Raw genomic sequence first — 25,977 nt, 5'->3', positions numbered from 1 at the left:
TTCCATCTCCTACGTGTCGTATATGAGCGTCAGCGCTGGGCTGCGGCGATCGATTCCCGCGCGGCGGCGGCCACGTTCTCGGCAGTGAAACCGAACTCGCGGAAGAGCACCTTGCCGTCGGCCGAAGCACCGAAGTGCTCCAGGGAAACGATGCGGCCGGCGTCCCCCACGTACTTGTGCCACGTGAGACCGATCCCGGCCTCCACCGCGACACGGGCCCGGACGGACGGCGGCAGGACGCTGTCCCGGTACCCCTGGTCCTGCTGCTCGAACCACTCCACCGACGGCATGGACACGACGCGTGTGGGCACGCCGGCGCCCTGGAGCTGCTCGCGCGCCTCGACAGCGACGTGCACCTCCGAGCCGGTGGCGATGAGGATCACCTCGGCGTCGCCGCCCTCGGCCTCGAACAGGACGTAACCACCCTTGGCCGCGTCCTCGTTGGGTTCGTACGTCGGCACGCCCTGACGGGTCAGCGCCAGACCGTGCGGCTGTCCCTTGCCGAACTCCTTCGTCCAACGGCGCAGGATCTCGCGCCAGGCGATCGCGGTCTCGTTGGCGTCCGCCGGGCGCACGACGTTCAGGCCCGGGATCGCCCGCAGCGACGCCAGGTGCTCGACCGGCTGGTGCGTCGGGCCGTCCTCACCCAGACCGATGGAGTCGTGCGTCCACACGTACGTCACCGGCAGGTGCATCAGCGCCGACAGCCGCACCGCGTTGCGCATGTAGTCGGAGAAGACCAGGAACGTGCCGCCGTAGATCCGGGTGTTGCCGTGCAGGGCGATGCCGTTCATCTCGGCGGCCATCGCGTGCTCGCGGATACCGAAGTGGATCGTGCGGCCGTACGGGTCCGCCTCAGGCAGCGGGTTGTCCGCCGGGAGGAAGGAGCTGGTCTTGTCGATCGTGGTGTTGTTGGAGCCGGCCAGGTCGGCCGAGCCGCCCCACAGCTCGGGGATGACCCCGCCGAGGGCCTGGAGGATCTTGCCGGAGGCGGCACGCGTGGCCACGCCCTTGCCGACCTCGAAGACCGGGATCTTCTCCTCCCAGCCGGTGGGCAGCTCACCCTTGGCGACGCGGTCGTACTCCGCGGCGCGCTCGGGGTTGTTGTCCCGCCACTGCTGGTACGCCTTCTCCCACACCGCGCGGGCCGCCCGGCCCCGCTCCAGCGCCCGGCGGGTGTGCGTGATGACCTCGTCGGAGACCTCGAAGGTCTGCTCCGGGTCGAAGCCCAGGACCCGCTTGGTGGCCGCGACCTCGTCGTCGCCGAGCGCCGAGCCGTGCGCGGCCTCGGTGTTCTGCGCGTTCGGGGCCGGCCAGGCGATGATCGAGCGCATCGCGATGAACGACGGCCGGTCCGTGACGGCCTTGGCCTTCTGGATCGCCTCGAAGATCGCGGCCGGGTCCAGGTCGCCGTTGGCCTGCGGCTCGACCCGCTGCACGTGCCAGCCGTACGCCTCGTACCGCAGAGCCGTGTCCTCGGACACGGCCGTCTCGGTGTCACCCTCGATCGAGATGTGGTTGTCGTCCCACAGCAGGATCAGGTTGCCGAGCTTCTGGTGGCCCGCGAGGGAGGACGCCTCGGCGCTGATGCCCTCCTGGAGGCAGCCGTCGCCGGCGATGCAGTAGATGAAGTGGTCGAAGGGGGACTCGCCCTCGGCGGCCTCCGGGTCGAACAGACCGCGCTCGTAGCGGGCGGCCATCGCCATGCCCACCGCGTTGGCGACACCCTGGCCGAGCGGGCCGGTCGTCGTCTCCACACCGGTCGTGTGCCCGTACTCGGGGTGGCCGGGGGTCTTCGAGCCCCAGGTGCGGAAGGACTTCAGGTCGTCCAGCTCCAGGCCGAAGCCGGCCAGGTACAGCTGGGTGTAGAGGGTCAGGGACGAGTGGCCGGCGGACAGCACGAAGCGGTCCCGCCCGACCCAGTCGGCGTCCGCCGGGTCGTGCCGCATCACCTTCTGGAAGAGGGTGTAGGCGGCAGGCGCCAGGCTCATCGCCGTACCCGGATGGCCGTTACCGACCTTCTGTACGGCATCGGCGGCCAGGACACGCGCGGTGTCGACGGCCCGCTGGTCCAACTCGGTCCACTCGAGGTCTGTGGTGGTCGGCTTGGTGCTCACCCTGGGTCAGGGCTCCTCTCCACATGTCGGATGCCGGTGTATCGGGGCGCCCACCGGCCGCAGTCGAGCCTACCCCCGTGGGACGTGCGTTTTTTCGAGTCACTCCAGAGTGCCGGGACTGATCCCGATCCGCCTCCTGACTGGGGCGTACCGCATTCGACAGGTGAATACGGAGCCGCTCATCCGGGTGCTCAATCGAGCTTCGACGCGCCCTTCGGAAGGTGCCTGCCAACACGAGCCGACCCCCGCGAATGTCCGAGTCTGGGCAACGTCTAAAGTGGCGTGGTACGCGCGAGCCTTTACCGGGACTTCACAGGGGTGAGGCTTGCTGGGATGTCTCTGTAGGGGTGTGCGTGACGGCCGTTGAATCCCGTCCAGCGGGGATGATCGGGGCGGACCAGAGCCCGGCCCACCGGCCGTTCGGGGCCCGTGTCAAGGCGTTCGTGGCTCTCACCAAGCCGCGGATCATCGAGCTGCTGCTGATCACCACGGTGCCGGTGATGTTCCTGGCGCAGCAGGGCGTGCCCGACCTGACGCTGGTGCTGCTGACGTGCCTGGGCGGCTACATGTCCGCGGGCGGCGCCAACGCGCTCAACATGTACATCGACCGCGACATCGACGCGCTGATGGACCGCACCTCGCAGCGGCCCCTGGTCACCGGCATGGTCAGCCCGCGCGAGTGCCTCGTCTTCGGCATCACGCTGGCCGTCGCCTCGACGCTGCTGTTCGGCCTCACGGTGAACTGGCTGAGCGCGTGGCTCGCTCTCGGCGCGCTCCTCTTCTACGTCGTCGTCTACACGATGATCCTCAAGCGCCGTACCTCGCAGAACATCGTGTGGGGTGGCATCGCCGGCTGTCTGCCCGTGCTGATCGGCTGGTCCTCGGTCACGAACTCCATGTCGTGGGCGCCGGTCATCCTCTTCCTCGTCATGTTCTTCTGGACGCCGCCGCACTACTGGCCGCTGTCCATGAAGGTGAGGGAGGACTACGCGCGCGTGGGCGTGCCGATGCTGCCGGTGGTGGCCTCCAACAAGGTCGTCGCCAAGCAGATCGTGCTCTACAGCTGGGTCATGGTCGGCGTGTCGCTCCTGCTGCAGCCGCTCGGCTACACCGGCTGGTTCTACACCTCGGTCGCCCTGCTGGCCGGCGGCTTCTGGCTCTGGGAGGCGCACGGCCTGCAGAACCGCGCGAAGGCGGAGGTGACGGGCGCGAAGCTGAAGGAGATGCGCCTGTTCCACTGGTCGATCACCTACGTCTCGCTGCTGTTCGTGGCCGTCGCGGTCGACCCGTTCCTGCGCTGACGTACGTCACACCGCCCTGCCCTCGCGAGACGATCTACCCGTGAGTAGCATCCTGGCCATGGCAGACACGCAGCAGGTTGACCCGAAGGCCGAGCGCAAGGTGGCCCGGCTGGCCAAGCAGATCTCCTCCTTCTCCCAGGCCCACGGCGGCGCCGAGGGCCAGGTCGCCTACCTCGGCGAGCGCGGCGCCCGCATCGTCCTGGTCGGCGAGGACGGCACCTGGGGAGACCTGGTCGCCCCCTCCTACGAGATCGCCGAGCAGGCCGTGGAGAAGTCGGGCATCACCGCCCACGAGTCCTTCGACGGCGAATTCGCGGCGAAGGTGAAGACGGGCCGCTACGAGTGGTCGCGGATGGCGGGCATCCAGGTGGGCGGTCCCAGGAACAGTTGAGCAGCCGGTCCAGGGGCGCGGGGCTGTACCGATGGGCGGCTCCGCCGCGTGGGCGCGAGCGACCGCATCCGGTCCGCAGCCGCCCGCTGACCCGCACCCCTCCGGGACCGCGACCTTCACCCCGGTTCACCCGTTAGGACCCTTGAGGACAACAGGGTCCACACCGGGAGGCCCGGATGATCGAAACGCCGTCACTGGTGGACCAGTACTGCCACGGAGTGCTCCGCACGGAGCTGGGCCTCGGCACCTTCGAGGCCCACCTCAGCCGCACCGAGGGCCCACCCGCCCCCGGCACCACCCTCTTCGACACCCAGACCGGCTTCGCCGTCAGGCGCTGGTGCCCACCCCTGCTCGGCCTCGAACCGCACTGCACGCCCGCCCGTTACCTGGCCCGACGCCGGGAACTGGGCGTCCTGGAGTCCGGCCGCCGGCTCCTGCGCGGCAGCGGCATCACCACGTACCTGGTCGACACCGGCCTCCCCGGCGATCTGACGGAACCCGGCGAACTGGCCGCCGCGGGAGCCGCCGAGGCCCGCGAGATCGTGCGGCTGGAACTCCTCGCCGAGCAGGTCGCCGACACCTCCGGAACCGTCGAGTCCTTCCTCGCCAACCTCGCCGAGTCGGTGCACGCGGCCGCCGCGAACGCCGTCGCCTTCACCTCGGTCGCGGGCGTACGGCACGGCCTCGCGCTCGCGCCGGAGCCGCCCGGGCCGGGGGAGGTGCGCGGGGCGGCCGGCCGCTGGCTCGCCGGGCGCGGCGTCGGCGGGGAACTGAGCGACCCGGTGCTGCTACGGCATCTGCTGTGGAGCGCGGTCGCCTCGGGGCTGCCGCTCCAGCTGCACGCGGGGCTGGGCGCCCCGGGCCTGCGGATCGACCGTACGGACCCGGTGCTGTTGACAGACTTCGTGCGAGCCACGGCCGGGCTCGGCACGGACCTCGTCCTGCTGCACGGCTACCCGTACCACCGGCACGCCGCCCATCTCGCCGGCGTCTTCCCGCACGTGCACGTCGACTGCGGCGCCGCCCTGGTCCGCACGGGCGCCCGGGCCGCGACCGTCCTCGCGGAGATCCTGGAGCCGGCGCCCTTCGGCAAGATCCTCTTCTCCACCGGCGCACAGGGACTGCCCGAACTGCACGTCGTGGGCGCCCGTCTGTTCCGCGAGGCCCTGGGGCGGGTCCTCGGCACCTGGGTCGCCGAAGGGGCGTGGTCCCTGGCCGACGCGCAGCGGGTGGCGGGCATGCTGGCGTCGGGGAACGCACGCAGGGTGTACGGGCTGGACTAGGCCTTGGTCAGGGTGGCCTCGGCCGTGGGCTCGGGCAGGTCGGCCACGGCCTGCGGCCGCTCGCGCAGCGACAGCACCACCCGCAGCACCCAGATCCACATCACGGCCGAGCCCAGCATGTGCAGGCCGACCAGGACCTCGGGCAGGTCCGTGAAGTACTGGACGTAGCCGATGACCCCCTGCGCGAGCAGGATCAGGAACAGCTCGCGGGTACGGTTCAGCGGGCTCTTGGGCGCGTCGACCGCCTTGAGGACGAACCACAGGGCGAACGTCAGGGTCACCACGATCCACGCCAGCACGGCGTGCAGCTTGCTCACCGTCTCCCAGTCGATGGGCATCCGCTCGACCTCGCTGGAGTCGCCCGCGTGCGGGCCCGCGCCGGTGACGACCGTGCCGACCAGGATGAGCAGGACGGCGGCCGCGACCAGGAACCACACCAGTTGCTGCACCGCCTTGCCGACCAGCGGGCGCGGGGCCGTGTCGCCCTCACGGGTGCGCTGCCACATCACCGTGGCCACCGCGATGAGCGCGGACGTCGCCACGAAGTGTGCCGCCACCGTGTACGGGTTGAGCCCGACCAGCACCACGATGCCGCCGAGCACCGCGTTGCTCATCACGATCCAGAACTGTGCCCAGCCCAGCCGGACCAGGCCGCGCCGGTACGGCTTCTGCGAGCGCGCGGCGATGATCGCCCAGCCGACGGCGGCGCACAGCACGTACGTCAGCATGCGGTTGCCGAACTCGATGGCGCCGTGGAAGCCCATCGCGCTGGTGGCCGTGAGCGAGTCGTCGGTGCACTTGGGCCAGGTCGGGCAGCCCAGGCCCGAACCCGTCAGCCGTACGGCGCCACCGGTGACGACGATGAGAACCGACATCAGGAGCGCGGAGAGAGCCGCGCGCCGGACCGTCCGGGGTTCCGGGGTCCAGCGCTCGGCGATGAAGGCGAGCGGGTTGCGCAGGGCGGCCTTGGCGTCGGCGCGAGTCACGTTTGGCACGCGAACCATCGTAGGCCGCCGCTTGTGCACGCTTTCACGAGGGTCCGTCACAGGACACCGTCCCTACTCCCAGCGGAAGAACTTCCCGGCCGCAGCCAGCCCCGCCACCGCCCACACGCCCAGGATCCCCAGGTCGCCCCAGGGCATCCCGGCGCCGTGCTGGAGCACGTCCCGCAGCCCGTCGGACAGGGCCGAGATGGGCAGCAGGCCGAGCACGTCCTGCGCGCCGGAGGGGAACTTGTCCAGCGGCACCACGACCCCGCCGCCGACGAGCAGCAGCAGGAACACCAGGTTGGCCGCGGCCAGCGTCGCCTCGGCCTTCAGCGTCCCGGCCATCAGCAGGCCCAGGCCCGAGAAGGCCGCCGTGCCGAGGACCAGGAGCGGCAGGACGGCGAACGGGTTGCCCTGCGGCGACCAGCCGAGCGCGAAGGCGATCACCGTCAGCAGGACCACCTGGAGCACCTCGGTGACCAGGACGGACAGGGTCTTCGCCGTCATCAGACCCCAGCGGGGCAGGGGCGAGGAGGCCAGCCGCTTCAGCACGCCGTAGCGGCGCTCGAAGCCGGTCGCGATGGCCTGCCCCGTGAACGCCGTCGACATCACGGCGAGCGCGAGGACGCCGGGCGCGAGGAAGTCGACCGCCTCGCCGGCGCCGGTGTCGACGATGTCCACGGTGCTGAACAGCGCCAGCAGCAGGGTCGGGATCACCACCGTCAGCAGCAGTTGCTCGCCGTTGCGCAGCAGCATCTTCGTCTCGAGCGCGGCCTGGGCCGCGATCATGCAGGGGAGGGGCGCGGCCCCCGGCTTCGGCGTGTAGGTGCCGGTGGCGGTCACGAACGCAGCTCCTTACCCGTGAGCTCCAGGAAGACGTCCTCCAGGGTGTGCCGCTCGACCGAGATCTTCTCCGGCATCACGCCGTGCTGGGCGCACCAGGAGGTGACCGTCGCGAGCAGCTGGGGGTCGACCTTGCCGACGACCCGGTAGGAACCCGGCGTCAGCTCGGCGGCCGAGCAGTCGGCGGGCAGGGCCTTCAGCAGCGAGCCCACGTCCAGGCCGGGTCGGCCCGAGAAGCGGAGCGTGTTCTCCGCGCCGCCCCGGCACAGCTCCTCCGGGGAGCCCTGGGCGATGACCCGGCCCGCGTCGATGATCGCCACGTCGTCGGCGAGCTGCTCGGCCTCGTCCATGTAGTGCGTGGTGAGGATCACGGAGACGCCGTCGGCGCGCAGGTCCCGCACGAGCTCCCAGGTGGCGCGGCGGGCCTGCGGGTCGAGCCCGGCGGTCGGCTCGTCGAGGAAGACCAGCTCCGGGCGCCCCACCACGGCCATGGCCAGCGCGAGCCGCTGCTGCTGCCCGCCCGACAGCCGCCGGTACGTCGTACGCCCGCAGGAGCCGAGACCCAGCCGCTCGATGAGCGCGTCGACGTCCAGCGGGTGCGCGTGCAGCTTGGCGACGTGGCGGAGCATCTCGTCGGCCCGGGAGCCGGAGTAGACGCCGCCGGACTGGAGCATCACGCCGATGCGGGGCCGAAGGTCGGCGGACTGCCGCACCGGGTCGAGGCCCAGGACGCGCACCGTGCCGGAGTCCGGCTTCCGGTACCCCTCGCAGGTCTCGACCGTGGTCGTCTTGCCCGCCCCGTTGGGGCCGAGCACGGCGGTCACACCCACCCGGGCCACCAGGTCGAGCCCGTCCACCGCGGTCTTCGGGCCGTACCGCTTCACCAGGGCCTGGACCTGGACCACGGGCTCACTTCGCATGGGTCCAGAGTCTAGGTAGGTGCGCGGGGCCTCAGAGCGGCGGGTGCTGGAACTCCTCCTCACGAGGCCGGTGGACCGCCAGCCACCGCTCGGCGAAGGCCACCGCGTCGGCCACCGGGAACAGCCGCGCCTCGGCCGCGCCCACCTTTCCGCGGACGACGGGACGGTCCCGTTCGAAGTCGTAGCCCAGCTCGTCGAAACGGTCCGAGCTGATCGACACCTCGGTCACGGTCTCCCAGCCCTCCGGACCGGGCCGGCCCACCGCGACGCGCGGGGACGGTATCCGGTACTCGGCGAGGTGGAAGCTCGTGCAGGAGGCGTAGCCGGCACCCAGCAGCAGCACGCGGGCGCCCATGGCCTCGAGTTTCGCCAGCGGGCTCCGCTCGCCGAGCCGGCAGTCGGGTGCGTGCCCGTCGAGCACCTCCGCCGCACGCGGGCCGAGTGCCGCGAACGAGGTCTGCGGATGCGCGCTGCGCAGTGCGCCGGGCCAGGTCCGCACGGTCTCCGGGACGACCCCGACCCCGCGGGCGGGCGTGATCCGCGGGTCGTACGCGGGCATGGTGGCCCGGATGGCCGCCCACCATTCCGGTGGCACGGGCGGGTTGCTCCACAGGGCCGGGTCGGAGAGGTCGCCGGTCTGGGTGGGGACGACCAGCGTGCCCTGCGGGCCGAGCGCGTCGAGCAGTCCGTGCACCACCGCGACCGCGCCGCCGTTGACCCAGCCGAGGGCGCTGAGGGATGAGTGCACGAGAAGGGTCTCCCCGGGGCGTACGCCGAGCTCGCCGAGCTGCGTCCGGAGCGTCTCGCGGGTGACAAGAGGGCCGGTCGGAGGGGGTGTGGGCATGGTTCCGGAGTGTCCCCGAAGCCGCTGCCGCATGCCACCGGTTTGATCGATCAGAGATCGTTTCCGCAGGTCAGATTAGGTAAACCTAAGTGACGCAGGGCACCGTCCAGTGCATCCGCGCGGCTTGCCCGGTCCCGAAGAATTACGCAACAATGGCGTTGTGAAAAACGTCGGCGAGGCACCTCACGAGGAGCTGGCGACCGGGGAGCGGTCCACCCGCAACCGAGTCGCGCGGTCCATCCTGGACCACGGCCCCTCGACCGTCGCCGAGCTCGCCGAGCGGCTGGGCCTCACCCAGGCGGCCGTGCGCCGGCACCTCGACGCCCTCACGGGCGACGGTGTCGTGGAGGCGCGCGAGCAGCGGGTGTACGGCGCGCGGACCCGCGGCCGCCCGGCCAAGGTGTTCGCCCTGACGGACTGTGGCCGGGACGCCTTCGACCAGTCGTACGACAAGCTCGCGGCGGACGCCCTGCGCTGGATCGCCGACCGCGAGGGCGGCAACGAGGCGATCGCCGCCTTCGCCCGCGCCAGGATCGCCGCGCAGGCGGGCGCCTACCGCCGGGCGGTCGAGACCGCCCCGCCCGAGCAGCGGACCGAAGCGCTGGCCAAGGCCTTGAGCGCCGACGGGTACGCTGCTACGGCGCGCAACGCGCCCCACCCGCAGAAGGGTGAGCAGCTCTGCCAGCACCACTGCCCGGTCGCCCACGTCGCCGAGCAGTTCCCGCAACTGTGCGAGGCGGAGACGGAATTTTTCGCCGAGCTGCTCGGTACGCACGTACAGCGGCTCGCCACCATCGCGCACGGCGACGGCGTCTGCACGACGTTCATCCCCAAGATTTCCCACAACGCATCTGCAAGCACGGCCGGGAGGAACCCCGCATGACTCTCCCCACGGAGACTGCCCACCCCGAGCTGGAGGGCCTGGGCAAGTACGAGTACGGCTGGGCCGACTCCGACACGGCCGGCGCCTCTGCCAAGCGCGGCATCAACGAGGACGTCGTCCGGGACATCTCCACCAAGAAGAGCGAGCCGGAGTGGATGACCAAGCTCCGCCTCAAGGGCCTGCGCCTGTTCGAGAAGAAGCCCATGCCGAACTGGGGCTCCGACCTCTCGGGCATCGACTTCGACAACATCAAGTACTTCGTGCGCTCCACGGAGAAGCAGGCGGAGTCCTGGGAGGACCTGCCCGAGGACATCAAGAACACGTACGACAAGCTCGGCATCCCGGAGGCGGAGAAGCAGCGCCTCGTCGCCGGTGTCGCCGCCCAGTACGAGTCGGAGGTCGTCTACCACCAGATCCGCGAGGACCTGGAGGAGCAGGGCGTCATCTTCCTCGACACCGACACCGCGCTGAAGGAGCACCCGGAGCTCTTCAAGGAGTACTTCGGGACGGTCATCCCCGTCGGCGACAACAAGTTCGCGTCGCTGAACTCGGCCGTGTGGTCGGGCGGCTCCTTCATCTACGTGCCGCCGGGCGTGCACGTGGAGATCCCGCTCCAGGCCTACTTCCGCATCAACACGGAGAACATGGGCCAGTTCGAGCGGACCCTGATCATCGTCGACGAGGGCGCCTACGTGCACTACGTCGAGGGTTGTACGGCCCCGATCTACAAGTCGGACTCGCTGCACTCCGCGGTCGTCGAGATCATCGTCAAGAAGAACGCCCGCTGCCGCTACACGACCATCCAGAACTGGTCGAACAACGTCTACAACCTGGTCACCAAGCGCGCTGTCGCCTACGAGGGCGCGACCATGGAGTGGATCGACGGCAACATCGGCTCCAAGGTGACGATGAAGTACCCGGCCGTCTACCTGATGGGCGAGCACGCCAAGGGCGAGACCCTGTCCATCGCCTTCGCGGGCGAGGGCCAGCACCAGGACGCGGGCTCCAAGATGGTCCACATGGCGCCGAACACGTCGTCGAACATCGTGTCGAAGTCCGTGGCGCGCGGCGGCGGCCGCACCTCCTACCGCGGTCTCGTCGAGATCGGCGAGGGTGCCCACGGCTCGAAGTCCAACGTGCTGTGCGACGCGCTGCTCGTCGACACCATCTCGCGCTCCGACACCTACCCCTACGTGGACGTCCGCGAGGACGACGTGTCCATGGGGCACGAGGCGACCGTCTCCAAGGTCTCCGAGGACCAGCTCTTCTACCTGATGAGCCGGGGTCTGAGCGAGTTCGAGGCGATGGCGATGATCGTGCGCGGCTTCGTCGAGCCCATCGCCAAGGAACTCCCCATGGAGTACGCGCTGGAGCTCAACCGGCTGATCGAGCTGCAGATGGAGGGCGCGGTCGGCTGACCCGCCCCCTCGACAGCAGACGACGTCCTACTCAGGAAAGAGAGCACTACGACAGCCATGGCTGAGGCCCAGAACATCCCGGTGGGCTCCACCACCGCCGGCTCGATCGCGGTTGCCGCGGAGTCGACCGTCGCCACGCGCATGAGCGCGCCCCCCTCCTTCGACGTCGCGGACTTCCCCGTCCCGCACGGCCGTGAGGAGGAGTGGCGGTTCACTCCGCTGGAGCGCCTGCGCGGCCTGCACGACGGCACCGCCGTCGCCGACGGCAACGGCGTGAAGGTCGACGTCCAGGCCCCCGAGGGCGTCACGGTCGAGACCGTCGGCCGCGACGACGCGCGGCTCGGCAAGGCCGGCATCCCGGCGGACCGTGTCGCCGCCCAGGCCTACTCGGCCTTCGAGAAGGCCTCGGTCGTGACCGTCCCCAAGGAGACCGTCCTCACCGAGCCCATCCGCATCGCGGTGCACGGCGAGGGCGGCACCGCCTTCGGCCACCAGGTGATCGAACTGGGCGCCTTCGCCGAGGCCGTCGTGGTCATCGACCACACCGGTGACGCGGTGCTCGCCGCCAACGTCGACTACCTCCTGGGCGACGGCGCCAAGCTCACCGTCGTCTCCGTCCAGGACTGGGCCGAGAAGGCCGTCCACGTCGCCCAGCACAACGCGCTCGTCGGCCGCGACGCCTCCTTCAAGTCCGTCGTCGTCACCTTCGGCGGCGACGTCGTCCGGCTGCACCCGCGCGTGCAGTACGCCGGTCCCGGCGGCGAGGCCGAACTGTTCGGCCTCTACTTCACCGACCAGGGCCAGCACCAGGAGCACCGCCTCCTGGTCGACCACAACGTCCCGCACTGCAAGTCGAACGTCGTCTACAAGGGCGCCCTCCAGGGCGAGGACGCGCACGCGGTGTGGATCGGCGACGTGCTCATCGAGGCCAAGGCCGAGGGCACCGACACGTACGAGATGAACCGCAACCTGGTCCTCACGGACGGGGCGCGGGTGGACTCCGTACCGAACCTCGAGATCGAGACCGGCGAGATCGTCGGCGCCGGCCACGCCTCGGCGACCGGCCGCTTCGACGACGAGCAGCTCTTCTACCTCATGGCCCGCGGCATCCCGGAGCACGAGGCCCGCCGACTGGTGGTCCGCGGCTTCTTCGCCGAGCTGGTCCAGCAGATCGGCCTCCCCGACATCGAGGAGCGCCTGATCGCCAGGATCGAGCAGGAGCTGGAGGCGGCGGTCGCATGACCTTCGTACGCGCCTGTGGACTGGGCGAGCTGGAGGAGGACACCCCGAAGCGGGTGGAACTCGACGGCACGCCCGTGTCCATCGTGCAGACCGAGGGCGAGGTGTTCGCGATCCACGACATCTGCTCGCACGCGAACGTCTCCCTGGCGGAGGGCGAGGTCGACGACTGCCACATCGAGTGCTGGCTGCACGGCTCGCGCTTCGACCTCCGTTCCGGCAAGCCCGACGCCCTCCCGGCGACGCGCCCCGTCCCCGTTTACCCCGTAAAGATCGATGGGGACGACGTGCTCGTCTCCCTCACCCAGGAGTCCTGAGGCATCCATGGCAACGCTTGAAATCCGAGACCTGCACGTCACCGTCGAGGCCGACAACGCCACGAAGGAGATCCTCAAGGGCGTCGACCTCACCGTGAAGCAGGGCGAGACGCACGCCATCATGGGCCCCAACGGCTCCGGCAAGTCGACCCTCGCCTACTCCCTCGCGGGTCACCCGAAGTACACGATCACCGGCGGCACCGTCACCCTCGACGGCGAGGACGTCCTGGAGATGTCCGTCGACGAGCGCGCCCGCGCCGGCCTGTTCCTCGCGATGCAGTACCCGGTCGAGGTTCCGGGCGTCTCCGTGTCGAACTTCCTGCGCACCTCCGCCACCGCCATCCGCGGCGAGGCCCCCAAGCTGCGCACCTGGGTGAAGGAGGTCAAGGAGGCCATGGAGCGCCTCAACATCGACCCGTCCTTCGCCGAGCGCAACGTCAACGAGGGCTTCTCCGGCGGTGAGAAGAAGCGCCACGAGATCCTTCAGCTGGAGCTCCTCAAGCCGAAGGTCGCGGTTCTCGACGAGACCGACTCCGGCCTCGACGTCGACGCCCTGCGCGTCGTGTCGGAGGGTGTGAACCGGGTCCGCGAGACGGGCGAGGTCGGCACCCTGCTGATCACGCACTACACGCGCATCCTCCGCTACATCAAGCCCGATCACGTGCACGTCTTCTCCGGCGGCCGGATCGTCGAGTCCGGCGGCGCCGAGCTCGCCGACAAGCTGGAGAACGAGGGCTACGAGGCATACACGAAGGGTGGCGCATCCGCGTGACACAGCTGCCGGGCCTCCTCGACACCGAGGCGATCCGCAAGGACTTCCCCATCCTGGACCGCCAGGTCCACGACGGCCGGAAGCTCGTGTACCTGGACAACGCGGCGACCAGCCAGAAGCCGCGCCAGGTACTGGACGCACTCAGCGAGTACTACGAGCGCTACAACGCCAACGTCCACCGCGGTGTGCATGTGCTCGCCGAGGAGGCCACGGCGCTGTACGAGGGCGCGCGCGACAAGGTCGCGGAGTTCATCAACGCGCCCAGCCGCAACGAGGTGATCTTCACCAAGAACGCCTCCGAGTCGCTCAACCTCGTGGCGAACATGCTGGGCTGGGCCGACGAGCCCTACCGCGTGGACTCCGAGACCGAGATCGTCATCACGGAGATGGAGCACCACTCCAACATCGTGCCGTGGCAGCTGCTCGCGCAGCGCACGGGCGCGAAGCTGAAGTGGTTCGGCCTGACCGACGACGGCCGCCTCGACCTGTCGAACATAGACGAGGTCATCACCGAGAAGACGAAGATCGTCTCCTTCGTGCTGGTCTCCAACATCCTCGGCACGCAGAACCCGGTCGAGGCGATCGTGCGCCGCGCCCAGGAGGTCGGTGCGCTGGTGTGCATCGACGCCTCCCAGGCCGCGCCGCACATGCCGCTGGACGTACAGGCCCTGCAGGCCGACTTCGTGGCCTTCACCGGCCACAAGATGTGCGCCCCGACCGGCATCGGCGTCCTCTGGGGCCGCCAGGAGCTGCTGGAGGACCTGCCTCCGTTCCTCGGCGGCGGCGAGATGATCGAGACGGTGTCGATGCACTCCTCGACCTACGCCCCCGCGCCGCACAAGTTCGAGGCGGGCACGCCCCCGATCGCCCAGGCGGTCGGACTCGGCGCGGCGATCGACTACCTCGACTCGATCGGCATGGACAAGATCCTCGCCCACGAGCACGCGCTCACCGAGTACGCGGTGAAGCGGCTGGCGGAGGTCCCCGACCTGCGGATCATCGGCCCGACCACGGCCGAGGACCGCGGCGCGGCGATCAGCTTCACCCTCGGCGACATCCACCCGCACGACGTGGGCCAGGTCCTCGACGAGCAGGGCATCGCGGTCCGGGTCGGCCACCACTGCGCACGACCGGTCTGCCTCCGCTACGGAATTCCTGCGACCACGCGAGCGTCGTTCTATCTGTACTCCACGCCGACCGAGATCGACGCGCTGGTCGACGGCCTGGAGCACGTACGGAACTTCTTCGGCTGAGGGGCGTGCTGAACGGTGAAACTGGACTCCATGTACCAGGAAGTCATCCTGGACCACTACAAGAACCCGCACGGGCGGGGCTTGCGGGATGGCGACGCCGAGGTGCACCACGTCAACCCGACGTGCGGTGACGAGATCACGCTGCGCGTGAAGTACGACGGCACCACGATCGAGGACGTCTCGTACGAGGGCCAGGGCTGTTCGATCAGCCAGGCGAGCGCGTCCGTACTGAACGAACTCCTCGTCGGCAAGGACCTCTCCGACGCGCGGAAGATCCAGGAGACCTTCCTGGAGCTGATGCAGTCCAAGGGGAAGCTCGAACCCGACGATGCGATGGAGGACATCCTGGAGGACGCGGTCGCGTTCGCCGGGGTGTCCAAGTACCCGGCGCGGGTGAAGTGCGCCCTGCTGAGCTGGATGGCCTGGAAGGACGCGACGGCCCAGGTGCTGGGCGGAGCCGACGCCGAGAAGGAGACGACGGCATGAGCGAGACCGTTGAGATGAAGCCGGCCTCGGAGGAAGAGGTCCGTGAGGCGCTGTACGACGTGGTGGACCCCGAGTTGGGCATCGACGTCGTCAACCTCGGCCTGATCTACGGCATCCACATCGACGACGCGAACATCGCGACCCTCGACATGACCCTGACCTCGGCGGCCTGCCCGCTGACGGACGTCATCGAGGACCAGGCCAAGTCCGCGACGGACGGTCTCGTCAGCGAGTTGCGCATCAACTGGGTGTGGATGCCGCCGTGGGGCCCCGACAAGATCACGGACGATGGCCGGGAGCAGCTTCGGGCGCTCGGGTTCAACGTCTGAGATCCGGTGACTGACGCAAGGGCGGCACCTTCCGGGGTGCCGCCCTCGCGTATGCTCAGGCCGGCCCGGCGACCATCTGGAACGACGCGTCCGAATGGTACTGGTGGCTGTTCTCGTAGGGGTCCAGGCGGATCTGGAAGTCGCGGTGGCGCAGGAAGCGGCCCGGGTAGTTGACCGACTCCAGGCTGAGCGTGCCCGACGGGGACCAGTAGTGGGGGCAGAACGTGGCGTCCTTGCGGAAGAGCGACGAGCCGTCGTTCGTGTTGGCGACCAGGACGAAGCTGCGGTGGCGCAGATAGCGGCCGTCGGCAGTGGTGAAGGAGTAGCAGGAGGAGTCGGCGAGGCCGGTGACGCGCTGGAAGGTGGCGTCCTCGCGCTGCTCGGGGCCAGAGCCGATCTGGTCCAGGCCCACGTATCCGTCGCGCACCCGCCAGTAGCGGTCGGGGAAGTTGACCGAGCGTATGGACATGCCGTGCGAGGACGGGGCCTTCGGGGGTTTCGACGGGGCGGCGGACGCCTTCGGTGGCTTCGGAGCCTTCTTCCGGGGCTTCGGACTCGGCGTGGCCGTGGGAGCGCTGGTGGTGGGGGTGGGGGACGGGTGGGCGCGGTCCGTGCCGGGCTTCGGGCTGCCGCCCTTGGAAGGCGTCGCGAAGGAGATCAGGCCGCCCGGGGCCGAACTGCTGAGGGTGGTCGGCTCCGCCGCCCGGTGTTCCGGCTCGCCCGACTCGCTGTTCATCACGGTGATGGCCGTGACGCACGCGGTGATCGTCGCCAGGGCCAGCGCGCCCGCCAGCCAGAGCCGTCGGGTGCCCGGTGCCCGGGTGGTGTCCGGGGCCCAGCCGCTCTCCCAGGGGCGGTCCTGCGGCGGCCGGGACTTCTCAACTGACATGCGCTCTTCCTCCGGCCGGGCACCCTTGACGGCGGCGCAGTTGTGGTGGCCCGGTGTGTGATCGTGACACCGTAGTGGACGCCTGGGGCAGGTGTGGCGCGTTTTATGAGAGCGGTTTCTCTCCGATTCCACTCCGATATTCAGGCTTCCGTTGCGTACGGGTGTACAGGTGGTGTGTACGCTCGTACATATGGGATATCTGCTGCTGGCCGGGGCCATAGCCGCCGAAGTGGGCGCGACCACGGCCATGAAGTACAGCGACGGTCTCAGCAGGCTCGGGCCGTCGCTGCTCACGGTCCTCGGATACCTCGTCTCCTTCGCGCTGCTCGCGCAGACCCTGAGGACGGTGTCGGTCGGCACGGCCTACGCGATCTGGGCAGGGGTCGGCACCGCCGCCATCGCCACGATCGGGATCGTCTTCCTGGGGGAGGGCATGACCGTCGCCAAGGCCGCCGGCATCGCGCTGATCATCGTCGGGGTCGTGGTGCTGAACCTGGGAGGTGCTCACTGATGCCCAGGCGCTACGACCCCGAGCGGCGGCAGCGGATCATCGACGCGGCGATCCGGGTCGTCGGGGCGAAGGGGATCGCCGGGCTGAGCCACCGCAGTGCCGCCGCCGAGGCCGATGTGCCGCTCGGCTCGACGACGTACCACTTCCAGACCCTCGACGAACTGCTCGTCGCCGCACTGCGGCAGGCCAACGAGGGCTTCGCCAAGGTGGTCGCCTCGCGCGGCGGCCTGGAGGACCCGCGTACCGATCTGGCCGCCGAACTCGCCGCCTGGGTGGGGGAGTGGCTCGCGGGTGACCGTACGGGGGTGGAGCTGGAGTACGAGCTGTACCTGGCCGCCCTGCGCCGGCCCGCCCTGCGGCCCGTCGCCGCCGAGTGGGCCGAAGGCGTCGCCGAACTGCTGTCCCGGCGCACGGATCCGGTGACCGCGCGGGCGCTGGTGGCGGTCGTCGACGGCATCTGTCTGCAGGTGCTGCTGACGGGGGTGCCGTACGACGAGGAGTACGCGCGGGAGGTGCTGGGGCGGGTGCTCGCGGGGGCAGCTGGATGAGGCCGGTGGGCGGGGGTCTGAGGGAGGGGGGAGTGGGGGGCCGGCTGCGTGCGGGCGTTCATGACGGGGGCCGGTCCGGTGGGAGCGTTCGTGGGCGCGGCCGGTCCGTTGGGCGCGTTCGTGGGGGAGCGCCCGTGCGGCCACGGCGGCCCGTCGGCGAGGTTGCGTGCGGCGGCGGGTCCGTGCGCCCCGCCGGGGGCGTCGGCGGGGTGTCCGGGCTGCTGAGGGGGGCCTTCGCGGGGTGGATACCGCCCGTCCCGTGAGACGCCCCCGCACCGGTTCGCATCCATCGGCGTCCGCCGGTTAGGTTGCCCTCATGACCGACACGACTGCTTCTCGCACCACCGGCGCCGTGGCCGCCGGCCTCGCCACGATCGCCGCCGACGGCACCGTTCTCGACACCTGGTTCCCCGCCCCTGAGCTGGCCGACCAGCCCGGCCCGTCCGGCACCGAGCGGCTGTCCGCCGAGCGTGCCGCGGAGCTGCTCGGCGGTGGCGCGACCGCGGCGATCGGCCCGGACGCCCGCCGGGGCGTCGAGGTGGTCGCGGTCCGCACGGTCATCGCCTCGCTCGACGAGAAGCCGATCGACGCGCACGACGCCTACCTGCGTCTGCACCTGCTCTCCCACCGCCTGGTCAAGCCGCACGGCCAGAGCCTGGACGGCATCTTCGGCTTCCTCGCCAACGTCGCCTGGACCTCGCTCGGCCCGGTCGCCGTCGACGACCTCGAGAAGGTGCGGCTCAACGCCCGCGCCGAGGGCCTGCACCTCCAGGTGACCTCTGTCGACAAGTTCCCGCGCATGACGGACTACGTGGCCCCCAAGGGCGTCCGGATCGCCGACGCCGACCGGGTCCGCCTCGGCGCCCACCTCGCCGAGGGCACCACCGTCATGCACGAGGGCTTCGTCAACTTCAACGCCGGCACGCTCGGCACCTCGATGGTCGAGGGCCGCATCTCCGCCGGTGTCGTGATCGGCGACGGCTCGGACATCGGCGGCGGTGCCTCCACGATGGGCACCCTCTCCGGCGGCGGCAACGTCATCATCTCCGTCGGCGAGCGCTGCCTGATCGGCGCCGAGGCGGGCGTGGGCATCGCCCTCGGCGACGAGTGCGTGGTGGAGGCCGGCCTCTACGTCACCGCCGGCACCCGCGTCACCATGCCCGACGGCCAGATCGTCAAGGCCCGCGAGCTGTCCGGCGCCTCCAACATCCTCTTCCGCCGCAACTCGGTCACCGGCACGGTCGAGGCCCGGCCGAACAACGCGGTGTGGGGCGGCCTGAACGAGATCCTGCACAGCCACAACTGACGATCCCGTACGGATGACCCGGCGTGACCTCGCGGTGGTTCTGGCAGATGAACGGGTGGACGCAGTGTCCGATCAGCCGCAGAACCGACGAAATGAGGACCGGGGCATGAGGAACGAGCGGGGGCGGGCCGTGGCGCGCCGGCTGGCCGGGGTGGTCGCGGCGCTGGCGGTGTGCTGGCTGCCGGCGGGAGCCGCGCACGCCGACGAGACCAACACGGGCTCGCACAACGGCCATCGGGTCGGTCTGATCAACGTCAACACCGGTCAGATCGACGACCCGGCGGAGGACGTGCTGGAGCACACGCTGCTGTTCGGGGACGGGTACGCCTGGAACTGAACGGGCAGAGCAGACGGGACGGCCCGTGCCGCAGGCGACTGCGGCACGGGCCGTCCCGTCTTTCTTCCTGGCCGGTGGCATAGCGGGGCGTGTCCGCACGCGTCACAGGGAGTACGGGGGGCGGGCACAGGGTTCGCCCCGGGGGAGAGCGAAGGTGACGATGGATGCCGAAGCGCAGGAGAGTTTCCGGGAGTTCGTGGCGAACCGGTCGTCCGCGCTGCTGAAGACCGCCGTCCTGCTCAGCGGCGGCGACCGGCACGCGGGCGAGGACCTGCTCCAGAACGCGCTGATCAAGGCGGCGGGCCGCTGGCACCGCATCGACGAACCCGAGGCCTACGTCCGGCAGGTCCTCTACCGGCAGCAGGTCAGCCGCTGGCGGCTGAAGTGGCCGAGGCGTGAACTGAGCGTCGCCCAACTGCCGGAGACCGGCATCGATCCGGATGCCTCCGGGGCCGCCGAGCTGCGTCTGGTGATGCGCGGCGCGCTCGCCCGGCTGACCGCGCGGCAGCGCACCGTGCTCGTGCTGCGCTATTTCGAGGACCTGCCCGAGGGCGAGGTGGCCCGCATCCTGGGCTGCTCCGTCGGCACCGTACGGTCCGCCACCCATCGTTCCCTCGCCCGGCTGCGCGCCGTCGCACCCGAGCTGGCCGCCCTCGGCCCGGCCGCCGCCGAGCAGCGGCCCTCCCGTGACTACTCGCCCGTGGAGGTGCGTCAGTGAACGTCGACGAGCTCGTGCGTGACGCACTGCGCGACCAGGCCGAAGGACAGCCGCCCGCGGCCCCCGGCTTCGCCGACCGGGTGCTGGCCGTCCGGCGGCGCCGCCGCAGCCGGCGGATCGCGTCCCTCGCTGCGGCGGCCGCCGCCGTGGTCGCCGTCGCCGTGGCCGTGCCGGTGCTGGACTCCGGCAAGCAGGACGTGCGCCCCTCGGGCGGGGTCGAGCAGACCGGCCTCACCGCCCACCCGGACCAGTCGCCGCCGCGCGACATGATCGCGGCCGGGCGGGTCGCGCTGGCCGCGTACTACACCACCAGGACCGTCGAGCAGTCCGCCGACCGAGCCGTCTCGGAGCGTACGTATTGGCTGCTGAACCCCGGCACGAAGAAGTACGCGAAGGACGACCGGTGGTCGTACGTCGCGGTCGCGCCGGGGCTGAGGACCGCCGCCGTTCTGGAGCGGAACCTGCCGGTGAAGCGCATCGGGCTGCTCGATCTGGCGAGCGGCCAGGTCAAGAGGTGGATCCCGGTCGACCGGCCGGTGGCGGGGGTGGAGTTCTCCACCGACGGCAGGAAGCTCGTCGCGACGGCGTACAGCAAGAATCCCGACCGCCGGGTGAAGATGGACGGGTCGGAGGACTGGGACGCCCCGTTCATGGAGTCGGACCGGACCGGGTTCCACGTCATCGACGTGGCCTCCGGGAGCAGTTCCTGGGCCGGGGTGGAGATCGGCGGGGGTGCGCACAACCCCGCCGCGTTCCTCAACTCCCGCCAGGACTTCGCGTTCACCCGCGACGGCCGTCTCGTCTGGTCCGGGATGCCCACCGAACCGGGTAAGAAGTTCTACGACGTCACCGGCAAGGAAGTCCCCGCGCCGGCGCTGGAACGGTACCGGGACTGGTTCGTCGACGCGGGGGTGTCGCCGGACGGGCGGCTCGTCGCCGGTCAGTTCGCGGGGCGGAAGTGGAAGACGTCGTCCTTCGTCCTCGACGCCCGCACCGGGAAGCAGCGCGAGGTGCGCGGGCAGCAGTTGCTGGCCTGGGCGGACGGGAACTCGCTCGTGGCCTGGGACATCGGGCCGGACGGGAACGAGTACCACCAGAGGCTGGTACTGGTGACCATCGGCGGCGAGAAGACCACCCCGCTCAGCGACTTCCGGTCGCCCAAGGACAACACCAAGGGGCGGTGGGAGCCGGTGTTCGCAGTGCGGTGATCAGGTCTTGGCGAGGTCCGCGTGGAGCGAGAACAGGGTGTCGGTCGTGGCCCGGTCGGCGGCCCGGAGCGGGGCGCGGACCGGGCCCGCGGGGAGGGCCAGGGCGGTCAGGAGTGCCTTGACCGTGACGGTGCCCGGCAGGCCGGCCGACATGATCGCCTCGATGAGGGGTGTCGCCCGTTGCTGGAGGCGGGCCGCCCGAGCCGTGTCACCCGCGTCGAACGCGTCCAGGACGGCCCGCAGGTGGGCCGGGACCACGTTCGCGACCGTGCTGACGTAACCCGTGCCGCCGACGGCGTACAGCGCGAGGTTGTGTTCGTCGCAGCCCGCGTAGTACGCCAGGTCTGTGCGGGCCAGGACCTTCTGGGTGCCCAGGAAGTCGTGGGAGCAGTCCTTGACCGCGACGATCCTGGGGTGTTCGGCGAGGCGCAGGACCGTCTCCGGTTCGATGCGGGAGCCGGTGCGGGCCGGGATGTCGTAGAGCATGAGCGGGAGTCCGGAGGCGTCCGCGACCTCTCGGAAGTGGGCCTCGATCGCGTCCTGCGGGGGGCGGCTGTAGTACGGAGACACCACCAACAGGCCGTCCGCGCCCGCCTTTTCGGCCTCCCGGGCCAGTTCGCTGGTGTGGCGGGTGTCGGGGGTGCCGATGCCGGTGACGACCTTGGCCCGGTCGCCCACCGCCTCCCGGACGGCAGCGACGAGGGCCGACTTCTCGGCGTCCGTGGTCGTGGGGGACTCGCCCGTGGTGCCGGAGAGGACCAGGCCGTCGCAGCCGTTCGCCACCAGGTGGGTGGCGAGGTGCTGGGCTCCGTCGAGGTCCAGGGTTCCGGAGGGCGTGAAGGGAGTGATCATGGCGCAGAGGGCGCGGCCGAGGACGGGTGGTGCGGGCGGTGGAGTCATGGGGGTAGTGTCGGCCCGTTGATCGTGTAGCTCCACTTAATTCTGCTTACAGATTTTCGTTAGCGTTGCTTCAATCTCGGGGAGGCGCTCGGTGGGCCGGGTGGGCGAGAGGCAGGGGTAGCAGCCGGGCCGTCCGGGTACCCGGGTGTTCCTGACTTCGGGAGGAGGCGGAACACGTGACCGGAACCATGGATCATCGGACCGTGCACGACGAGCGTCACTCCGTGGGCGAGCTCGTCGGGCAGGCCGCAGAGCAGCTCTCCACGCTCGCACGGCAGGAAGTGGCTCTCGCCAAGGAGGAGCTGGCCGAGAAGGGGCGGCGTGCGGGGCGTGGCGGCGGGCTGCTCGGGGCGGCGGGTGCCGTCGCGTACGCCGGGCTGCTCGTGCTGGCCGGAGCGGGTGTCGCCGCGCTCTCGTTGGCGCTGCCCGTGTGGGCCGCGGCGCTGATCGTGACGGGCGTGCTGTTCCTGATCGCCGGTGTGCTGGCGGCGACCGGGCGGGGGCAGCTGCGCAAGGCCGCGCCACCCACGCCGGAGAAGACTCTCGGCAGCGTCAGGGCCGACGTGGAGGAGATCAAGGAGAGGGCGCATCGATGACGGACGCGACGGGTGGGGCCAAGGGGCCCGACGAGCTGCGGCGGCAGATCGAGCGAACCCGCAGTGAACTCGGCAACACGGTGGAGGAGTTGGCGGGGAAGGCGGATGTGAAGGGCCGTGCTCGGGCGCGGGCGGCCGATCTGCGGGACAAGGCCGGGGCGATGACTGTGCAGTTGCGCAGCAGTGCCGCGCAGGCGGGGCACACGGTGCACGACAAGGCGACGCATGCCGGGCCTCGTCCGGTGCGGACCGTTGTCCAGGCGGGCATGCGGCATCCGGGGCCGGTGCTGGTGGCCGGGGCGGCGGGGGCCGTTGTGGCTGTCGGGGTGCTGCGGTGGAGGCATGCGCACGGGCATCGGTGAGCGTCGAGTCCTTGCCCCGGTGGGAGTGGGCGTCCGCTTCGCCTGCCTCCGGGGGCGGGTCGGGGCCGCGCCGGGTGTCCGTCCTCGGAACGGCGCGAGGGGGCCGGGCGCCGACTGACTGTTCGTCGACGCGCCGACGACCGCTGCGGGCGGACCCCCGACACGTCCCCTTCTCGCCGTACGGGGGTGCGGGAGCGCTGTGGCTTCGCGGTGCGGCGGCAACCCGCGCCGCCGGGCTGGGGAGTCACCCGGCTCCAGTGACGACGCCGAGTCGCACCGCCCCCCCTCTTGACCTCAAGCTTGGTCGAGGTCGGAAGGTGGGGTGTGTTCGCGACCGGCGCTACGACTGGAGTGTTCATGAGCCGTCGAACCGAGCAGCACCCCGATCTCACCGACCCCCGCATCGGTGCCCCCTTCTTCAGTACCTGGCGGGTGGGCACCCCCGAGCGGCAGCGGCAGACCGTGGAGGCCATAGGGAGCACCTGGGCGCGGCGCCCCTGGCCCGCCGGGGATCTGCTGGCGTATCACGTGTACACGGGGCACGACGGGTCCACCCTGATGCACTACTCGCAGTGGACCGGCGAGCAGGCCTACGAGTCCTTCGTCAAGGCTCACCGGCAGGAACGCGTGGACGAGATCGACACCGCCGTGCCGGGGATCGAACGGGTCGGGCTCGGGCGGTACCGGCGGTATCGGAGCCGGGAGCGCGCTGCCGGGGACACGCGGGTGCCGGGTCTGATCGTCACCGTGCGGGTCGACTTCGAGAGCGGGGCGCAGGGGCGCCGCGAGGAGTGGGTCGACCTCGTGGTGAAGGCCGTGGACGACGACCCGGCGGGGAACGCCGGGCTGCTCTCCGCTCACTTCCATCTCAGTACGGATGGCACGCACGTACTGAACTACGCGGAGTGGGAGAGCGCCGAAGCCTATGACCGGGCGCTGGCCGCCCCGACGAGCGAGGTGTGGGAGCGGGTGCGGACGTATCCGGGGGTGAAGGGAAGCACCGGCAGCCGGTACGAGCACGCTCTGGGGTTGGTGCCGGGCTGATCGGCTTGTGAGGGCCGGCCGGGCGGAAGGTCCGGCCGGCCCCACGGGGTGTTACGGGCGGAAGCGCAGGATCTGCGGGTCGTGGTCGCTGATCTGGTCGTTGAACTCCGCGTTGACGTGCACGCTGTCGTACTCGAAGTCGCAGTCGCGGCGGATCGACGGGCTGATCAGGATCTGGTCGAGGACCTGGCTGTTGCCCTGGTAGACGTACGAGTAACGCTCGCTGCGCGGGAGCGACTTGATCGCCGACCACAGTTCGCCGCGGCCCTCGAGGAGCTGCGCGGTCTTCGAGAACTCGAAGTCGTTGATGTCGCCCAGGGTGATGACGTCCGCGTTCTTCTGGGTGTCGAGGATGTCCTTGACGAAGGCGTTCACCAGGGTGGCCTGCTGGTGGCGCTGCGTCTCGGAGCTGCGGGACGGCGGCTGGTACTGGGAGGTCAGGCCCTGGTCGCCGCCCTTGGAGTTGAAGTGGTTGGCGATCACGAAGACCGAGCGGCCGCGGAAGACGAACTCGCCGGCCAGCGGCTTGCGGCTGTTCTTCCAGGCCTCGTCGGCGGGGGCGATACGGCCGGGGCTGAGCGTCAGATGCGCCTTGCCGCGGATCTTCGTCACGCCGGTGGCCGTCGTGGCGTCACCGCCCGCGCGGTCCGCGAAGGAGACCCGCTCCGGGTTGAACAGGAATGCCTGGCGGATGTTGCCGCCCGGCTCACCGCCGTCGGTGCCGTCGGCCGGGTCGATCGAGCGCCAGTCGTACGTCGGGCCGCCGGCCGCGACGATCGCGTCGATCAGCTTGGTCAGCGTCTGGTCGGCCGCGACCGTGCCGTCGTTCTTCGCGCCGTTGTTGTCCTGGATCTCCTCCAGGGACACGATGTCGGGCGACTTCAGATTGTTCACGATCGCGGAGGCGTGGGCGGCGAACGTGTCGTCGGTCGGGTCGAGGTTCTCGACGTTGTAGGTGGCGACCGCGAGCTCGGAGGAGCGCTGCTTACGGGTCGTCTCGCGCTCCAGGCCCGCGCTCTTCAGGGTGCCCAGTTCGCTCGCGACCAGGGTGTAGCCGCCAAACTGGTTGTAGTCCAGAGGGCCCGCGGTGGTGCCCGTGAGGGTGTCGCCCACGTTCGCCTTGGGGAAGTCCGCCGTCGCGCCGAGGGACTGGATCTGGAGGCGGCCCGTGTTCTGGTCGTCGTAGGAGCCGTAGACCGTGCCGCCGTGGCGGTTGCGGTTCTCGTGCGGCTTCACCGTCACCCACAGCTCGGTGTACGGGTCGGTGGCCCCGACGACGCGGGTGTCGGCGACCTTCACGGCCATGCCCTCCAGCGCCTCGTAGTAGTCCAGGGCGTACGTCGCGGGCTGGAGGGGGAGCGCGTTGATCGAGCCGTTCGCGGCTTGGTCGCCGGCCGGGGCGTAGGCGGCGGGGACCGAGCGCGAGGTGATCGCCGTGGCGGCGGGCAGCGCGTTGCCGCTGGAGACGACCGTGGTCGTCGGCTTGGTGATCTCCGTCAGCGACTGGTTGCCGGAGGTCGTGCCGCCGGGGACGTACTCCGAGACCGTGCCGTTGACCGTGACGGAGTCACCGACGGCGACACCCTTCGGGGCGGAGCTGGTGAAGACGAAGACGCCCTCGCTGGTCGCCGGGTCGGCGTCCGGGTTCGGGTCCTGGATCCAGAAGCCGCGGGAGGAGCCGTAGGTCCGGATGCCGGTGACGATTCCGGCCACGTCCGTGACCTGCTTGCCGGCGTACGGGGACATCCGGGTGCTGCCCTGGATGTCGTGGATGCGGACCGACTCCGCGTGCGCGGGGGTGGTGAGGACGATCGTGGATGCCGCGGAACACGCGGCGGCGACGGTGAGCGCGGCGAGACGCGCGGACGACTTGCTCGGCAACGGGATTCCCTCCGGGGACGTGACAGGGCGCCGGGACGAGGGCGGAAACGTGGAATGGCTGACTGCCGCTACCTGTGGGGCGGATGCGGTGACGCGCGTAGACGCAGGGAACGGGTGGGCCTGGTGGGGCCGGCCCGGTGAACAAGTGTCCGCCGACTTCTACGCGCGTCAATCTCCAGCCTGGTCACGTCACTTGTCAAGGTTTCGGCCATGTACGGCAGCTGACGGGGAGATGAAGTGGGCGGCATGGGTGGAAATCCGTCTAGGCTGAGCGGCTGAGTCCTATGAAGGCGCC

The 25,977-nt window shown here is 70.5% G+C and carries 28 protein-coding genes; 20 read left to right on the top strand and 8 right to left on the bottom strand.

The genetic code is table 11. From position 1 onward, the window contains the following. Positions 1 to 29 precede the first annotated feature (29 nt). The gene (gene tkt / locus ACIRDU_RS00780) at positions 30 to 2,117 is read right to left on the bottom strand and encodes a transketolase (RefSeq protein WP_403572463.1); all 2,088 of its coding nucleotides are present in this window, start codon (positions 2,115 to 2,117) and stop codon (positions 30 to 32) included. Positions 2,118 to 2,500: 383 nt separating this feature from the next. Here tkt and ACIRDU_RS00775 point away from each other — a divergent pair, with 383 nt between their 5' ends. The 3 genes from ACIRDU_RS00775 (at position 2,501) to ACIRDU_RS00765 (ending at position 5,092) form a co-directional block, all read left to right on the top strand. Beyond that, positions 2,501 to 3,418, top strand: a complete 918-nt coding sequence (locus tag ACIRDU_RS00775) for a heme o synthase (protein WP_403575074.1) — start codon at positions 2,501 to 2,503, stop codon at positions 3,416 to 3,418. Positions 3,419 to 3,476: 58 nt separating this feature from the next. Continuing rightward, positions 3,477 to 3,809 (top strand): hypothetical protein, encoded by a 333-nt coding sequence (locus ACIRDU_RS00770; RefSeq protein WP_403572460.1) that lies wholly within the window; start codon positions 3,477 to 3,479, stop codon positions 3,807 to 3,809. A 176-nt stretch (positions 3,810 to 3,985) separates the two neighbouring features. After that, positions 3,986 to 5,092, top strand: a complete 1,107-nt coding sequence (locus tag ACIRDU_RS00765; protein ID WP_403572458.1) for an amidohydrolase family protein — start codon at positions 3,986 to 3,988, stop codon at positions 5,090 to 5,092. Here ACIRDU_RS00765 and ACIRDU_RS00760 read toward each other — a convergent pair. The 4 genes from ACIRDU_RS00760 to ACIRDU_RS00745 are packed head-to-tail and all read right to left on the bottom strand — an operon-like array spanning position 5,089 to position 8,685. Continuing rightward, entirely contained in the window at positions 5,089 to 6,096 is a 1,008-nt protein-coding gene (locus tag ACIRDU_RS00760; protein ID WP_403572455.1) for a heme A synthase, read from the bottom strand. The genes ACIRDU_RS00765 and ACIRDU_RS00760 overlap by 4 nt on opposite strands. 54 nt (positions 6,097 to 6,150) lie before the next feature. After that, positions 6,151 to 6,867: an ABC transporter permease gene (locus tag ACIRDU_RS00755; RefSeq protein ID WP_403575071.1), complete on the bottom strand. Its 717-nt coding sequence runs from the start codon at positions 6,865 to 6,867 to the stop codon at positions 6,151 to 6,153. A 50-nt stretch (positions 6,868 to 6,917) separates the two neighbouring features. After that, positions 6,918 to 7,841, bottom strand: coding sequence for an ABC transporter ATP-binding protein (locus ACIRDU_RS00750; protein WP_403572452.1), 924 nt, complete (start codon positions 7,839 to 7,841; stop codon positions 6,918 to 6,920). Positions 7,842 to 7,872: 31 nt separating this feature from the next. Beyond that, positions 7,873 to 8,685: an aminoglycoside N(3)-acetyltransferase gene (locus ACIRDU_RS00745; protein ID WP_403572449.1), complete on the bottom strand. Its 813-nt coding sequence runs from the start codon at positions 8,683 to 8,685 to the stop codon at positions 7,873 to 7,875. Positions 8,686 to 8,845: 160 nt separating this feature from the next. Here ACIRDU_RS00745 and ACIRDU_RS00740 point away from each other — a divergent pair, with 160 nt between their 5' ends. From ACIRDU_RS00740 to ACIRDU_RS00705, 8 genes are read left to right on the top strand one after another with little or no spacing between them, the layout of a single operon-like run. Continuing rightward, a complete protein-coding gene (locus ACIRDU_RS00740; protein WP_403572446.1) occupies positions 8,846 to 9,568 on the top strand; it encodes a helix-turn-helix transcriptional regulator in 723 nt (240 codons plus the stop codon). Continuing rightward, a complete protein-coding gene (gene sufB / locus ACIRDU_RS00735; protein WP_403572443.1) occupies positions 9,565 to 10,986 on the top strand; it encodes a Fe-S cluster assembly protein SufB in 1,422 nt (473 codons plus the stop codon). Before ACIRDU_RS00740 ends, sufB begins: the two co-directional genes overlap by 4 nt. A gap of 57 nt (positions 10,987 to 11,043) precedes the next feature. Beyond that, positions 11,044 to 12,228, top strand: a complete 1,185-nt coding sequence (sufD, locus tag ACIRDU_RS00730; protein WP_403572441.1) for a Fe-S cluster assembly protein SufD — start codon at positions 11,044 to 11,046, stop codon at positions 12,226 to 12,228. Continuing rightward, positions 12,225 to 12,542 (top strand): non-heme iron oxygenase ferredoxin subunit, encoded by a 318-nt coding sequence (locus ACIRDU_RS00725; RefSeq protein WP_142164656.1) that lies wholly within the window; start codon positions 12,225 to 12,227, stop codon positions 12,540 to 12,542. The genes sufD and ACIRDU_RS00725 overlap by 4 nt, the downstream gene beginning before the upstream one ends. 7 nt (positions 12,543 to 12,549) lie before the next feature. Further along, positions 12,550 to 13,314, top strand: a complete 765-nt coding sequence (gene sufC, locus ACIRDU_RS00720) for a Fe-S cluster assembly ATPase SufC (RefSeq protein WP_403572438.1) — start codon at positions 12,550 to 12,552, stop codon at positions 13,312 to 13,314. Continuing rightward, entirely contained in the window at positions 13,311 to 14,567 is a 1,257-nt protein-coding gene (locus ACIRDU_RS00715; RefSeq protein ID WP_403572435.1) for a cysteine desulfurase, read from the top strand. Before sufC ends, ACIRDU_RS00715 begins: the two co-directional genes overlap by 4 nt. 15 nt (positions 14,568 to 14,582) lie before the next feature. Further along, positions 14,583 to 15,053: a Fe-S cluster assembly sulfur transfer protein SufU gene (gene sufU / locus ACIRDU_RS00710; RefSeq protein WP_031143574.1), complete on the top strand. Its 471-nt coding sequence runs from the start codon at positions 14,583 to 14,585 to the stop codon at positions 15,051 to 15,053. Then, the gene (locus ACIRDU_RS00705) at positions 15,050 to 15,382 is read left to right on the top strand and encodes a metal-sulfur cluster assembly factor (RefSeq protein ID WP_028809645.1); all 333 of its coding nucleotides are present in this window, start codon (positions 15,050 to 15,052) and stop codon (positions 15,380 to 15,382) included. Before sufU ends, ACIRDU_RS00705 begins: the two co-directional genes overlap by 4 nt. Positions 15,383 to 15,437: 55 nt before the next feature. On the opposite strand, the gene ACIRDU_RS00700 is transcribed toward ACIRDU_RS00705, so the two are convergent. Next, positions 15,438 to 16,271, bottom strand: coding sequence for an AbfB domain-containing protein (locus ACIRDU_RS00700; RefSeq protein WP_403572431.1), 834 nt, complete (start codon positions 16,269 to 16,271; stop codon positions 15,438 to 15,440). A gap of 190 nt (positions 16,272 to 16,461) precedes the next feature. Here ACIRDU_RS00700 and ACIRDU_RS00695 point away from each other — a divergent pair, with 190 nt between their 5' ends. The 6 genes from ACIRDU_RS00695 (at position 16,462) to ACIRDU_RS00670 (ending at position 20,899) form a co-directional block, all read left to right on the top strand. After that, positions 16,462 to 16,782: a DMT family transporter gene (locus tag ACIRDU_RS00695; RefSeq protein WP_403572428.1), complete on the top strand. Its 321-nt coding sequence runs from the start codon at positions 16,462 to 16,464 to the stop codon at positions 16,780 to 16,782. Continuing rightward, positions 16,782 to 17,330: a TetR/AcrR family transcriptional regulator gene (locus ACIRDU_RS00690; RefSeq protein WP_403572425.1), complete on the top strand. Its 549-nt coding sequence runs from the start codon at positions 16,782 to 16,784 to the stop codon at positions 17,328 to 17,330. Before ACIRDU_RS00695 ends, ACIRDU_RS00690 begins: the two co-directional genes overlap by 1 nt. 316 nt (positions 17,331 to 17,646) lie before the next feature. Next, on the top strand, positions 17,647 to 18,636 hold the full coding sequence (gene dapD, locus ACIRDU_RS00685; protein ID WP_403572422.1) for a 2,3,4,5-tetrahydropyridine-2,6-dicarboxylate N-succinyltransferase: 990 nt from the start codon (positions 17,647 to 17,649) through the stop codon (positions 18,634 to 18,636). A gap of 106 nt (positions 18,637 to 18,742) precedes the next feature. Further along, a complete protein-coding gene (locus ACIRDU_RS00680) occupies positions 18,743 to 18,973 on the top strand; it encodes a hypothetical protein (protein WP_403572419.1) in 231 nt (76 codons plus the stop codon). Positions 18,974 to 19,133: 160 nt separating this feature from the next. Continuing rightward, entirely contained in the window at positions 19,134 to 19,691 is a 558-nt protein-coding gene (locus ACIRDU_RS00675; RefSeq protein ID WP_403572415.1) for a SigE family RNA polymerase sigma factor, read from the top strand. Then, on the top strand, positions 19,688 to 20,899 hold the full coding sequence (locus tag ACIRDU_RS00670; protein WP_403572412.1) for a WD40 repeat domain-containing protein: 1,212 nt from the start codon (positions 19,688 to 19,690) through the stop codon (positions 20,897 to 20,899). Before ACIRDU_RS00675 ends, ACIRDU_RS00670 begins: the two co-directional genes overlap by 4 nt. Here the strand turns inward: ACIRDU_RS00670 and dapA are convergent, their stop codons facing one another. Next, positions 20,900 to 21,799, bottom strand: coding sequence for a 4-hydroxy-tetrahydrodipicolinate synthase (gene dapA / locus ACIRDU_RS00665; RefSeq protein ID WP_403572409.1), 900 nt, complete (start codon positions 21,797 to 21,799; stop codon positions 20,900 to 20,902). 176 nt (positions 21,800 to 21,975) lie between these two features. On the opposite strand from dapA, the gene ACIRDU_RS00660 reads away from it, so the two are divergent. From ACIRDU_RS00660 to ACIRDU_RS00650, 3 genes are all read left to right on the top strand, one after another. Further along, positions 21,976 to 22,395 carry a phage holin family protein gene (locus ACIRDU_RS00660; RefSeq protein ID WP_403572406.1) on the top strand — a complete coding sequence of 140 codons (420 nt, stop codon included), beginning with the start codon at positions 21,976 to 21,978 and terminating at the stop codon, positions 22,393 to 22,395. Further along, positions 22,392 to 22,757: a DUF3618 domain-containing protein gene (locus ACIRDU_RS00655; protein ID WP_403572403.1), complete on the top strand. Its 366-nt coding sequence runs from the start codon at positions 22,392 to 22,394 to the stop codon at positions 22,755 to 22,757. The genes ACIRDU_RS00660 and ACIRDU_RS00655 overlap by 4 nt, the downstream gene beginning before the upstream one ends. A 357-nt stretch (positions 22,758 to 23,114) precedes the next feature. Further along, complete coding sequence (locus ACIRDU_RS00650) at positions 23,115 to 23,801, top strand: antibiotic biosynthesis monooxygenase (RefSeq protein ID WP_403572400.1); 687 nt, start codon at positions 23,115 to 23,117, stop codon at positions 23,799 to 23,801. A 51-nt stretch (positions 23,802 to 23,852) separates the two neighbouring features. Here the strand turns inward: ACIRDU_RS00650 and ACIRDU_RS00645 are convergent, their stop codons facing one another. Continuing rightward, the gene (locus ACIRDU_RS00645; protein ID WP_403572398.1) at positions 23,853 to 25,682 is read right to left on the bottom strand and encodes an endonuclease/exonuclease/phosphatase family protein; all 1,830 of its coding nucleotides are present in this window, start codon (positions 25,680 to 25,682) and stop codon (positions 23,853 to 23,855) included. Positions 25,683 to 25,977: the final 295 nt, after the last annotated feature.

Origin of the sequence: Streptomyces sp. NPDC093598 (genome assembly GCF_044764825.1) — a bacterium.
In the GTDB taxonomy this organism is placed as follows: Bacteria; Actinomycetota; Actinomycetes; order Streptomycetales; family Streptomycetaceae; genus Streptomyces.
This window is presented reverse-complemented; position numbering and strand designations above follow the sequence as displayed.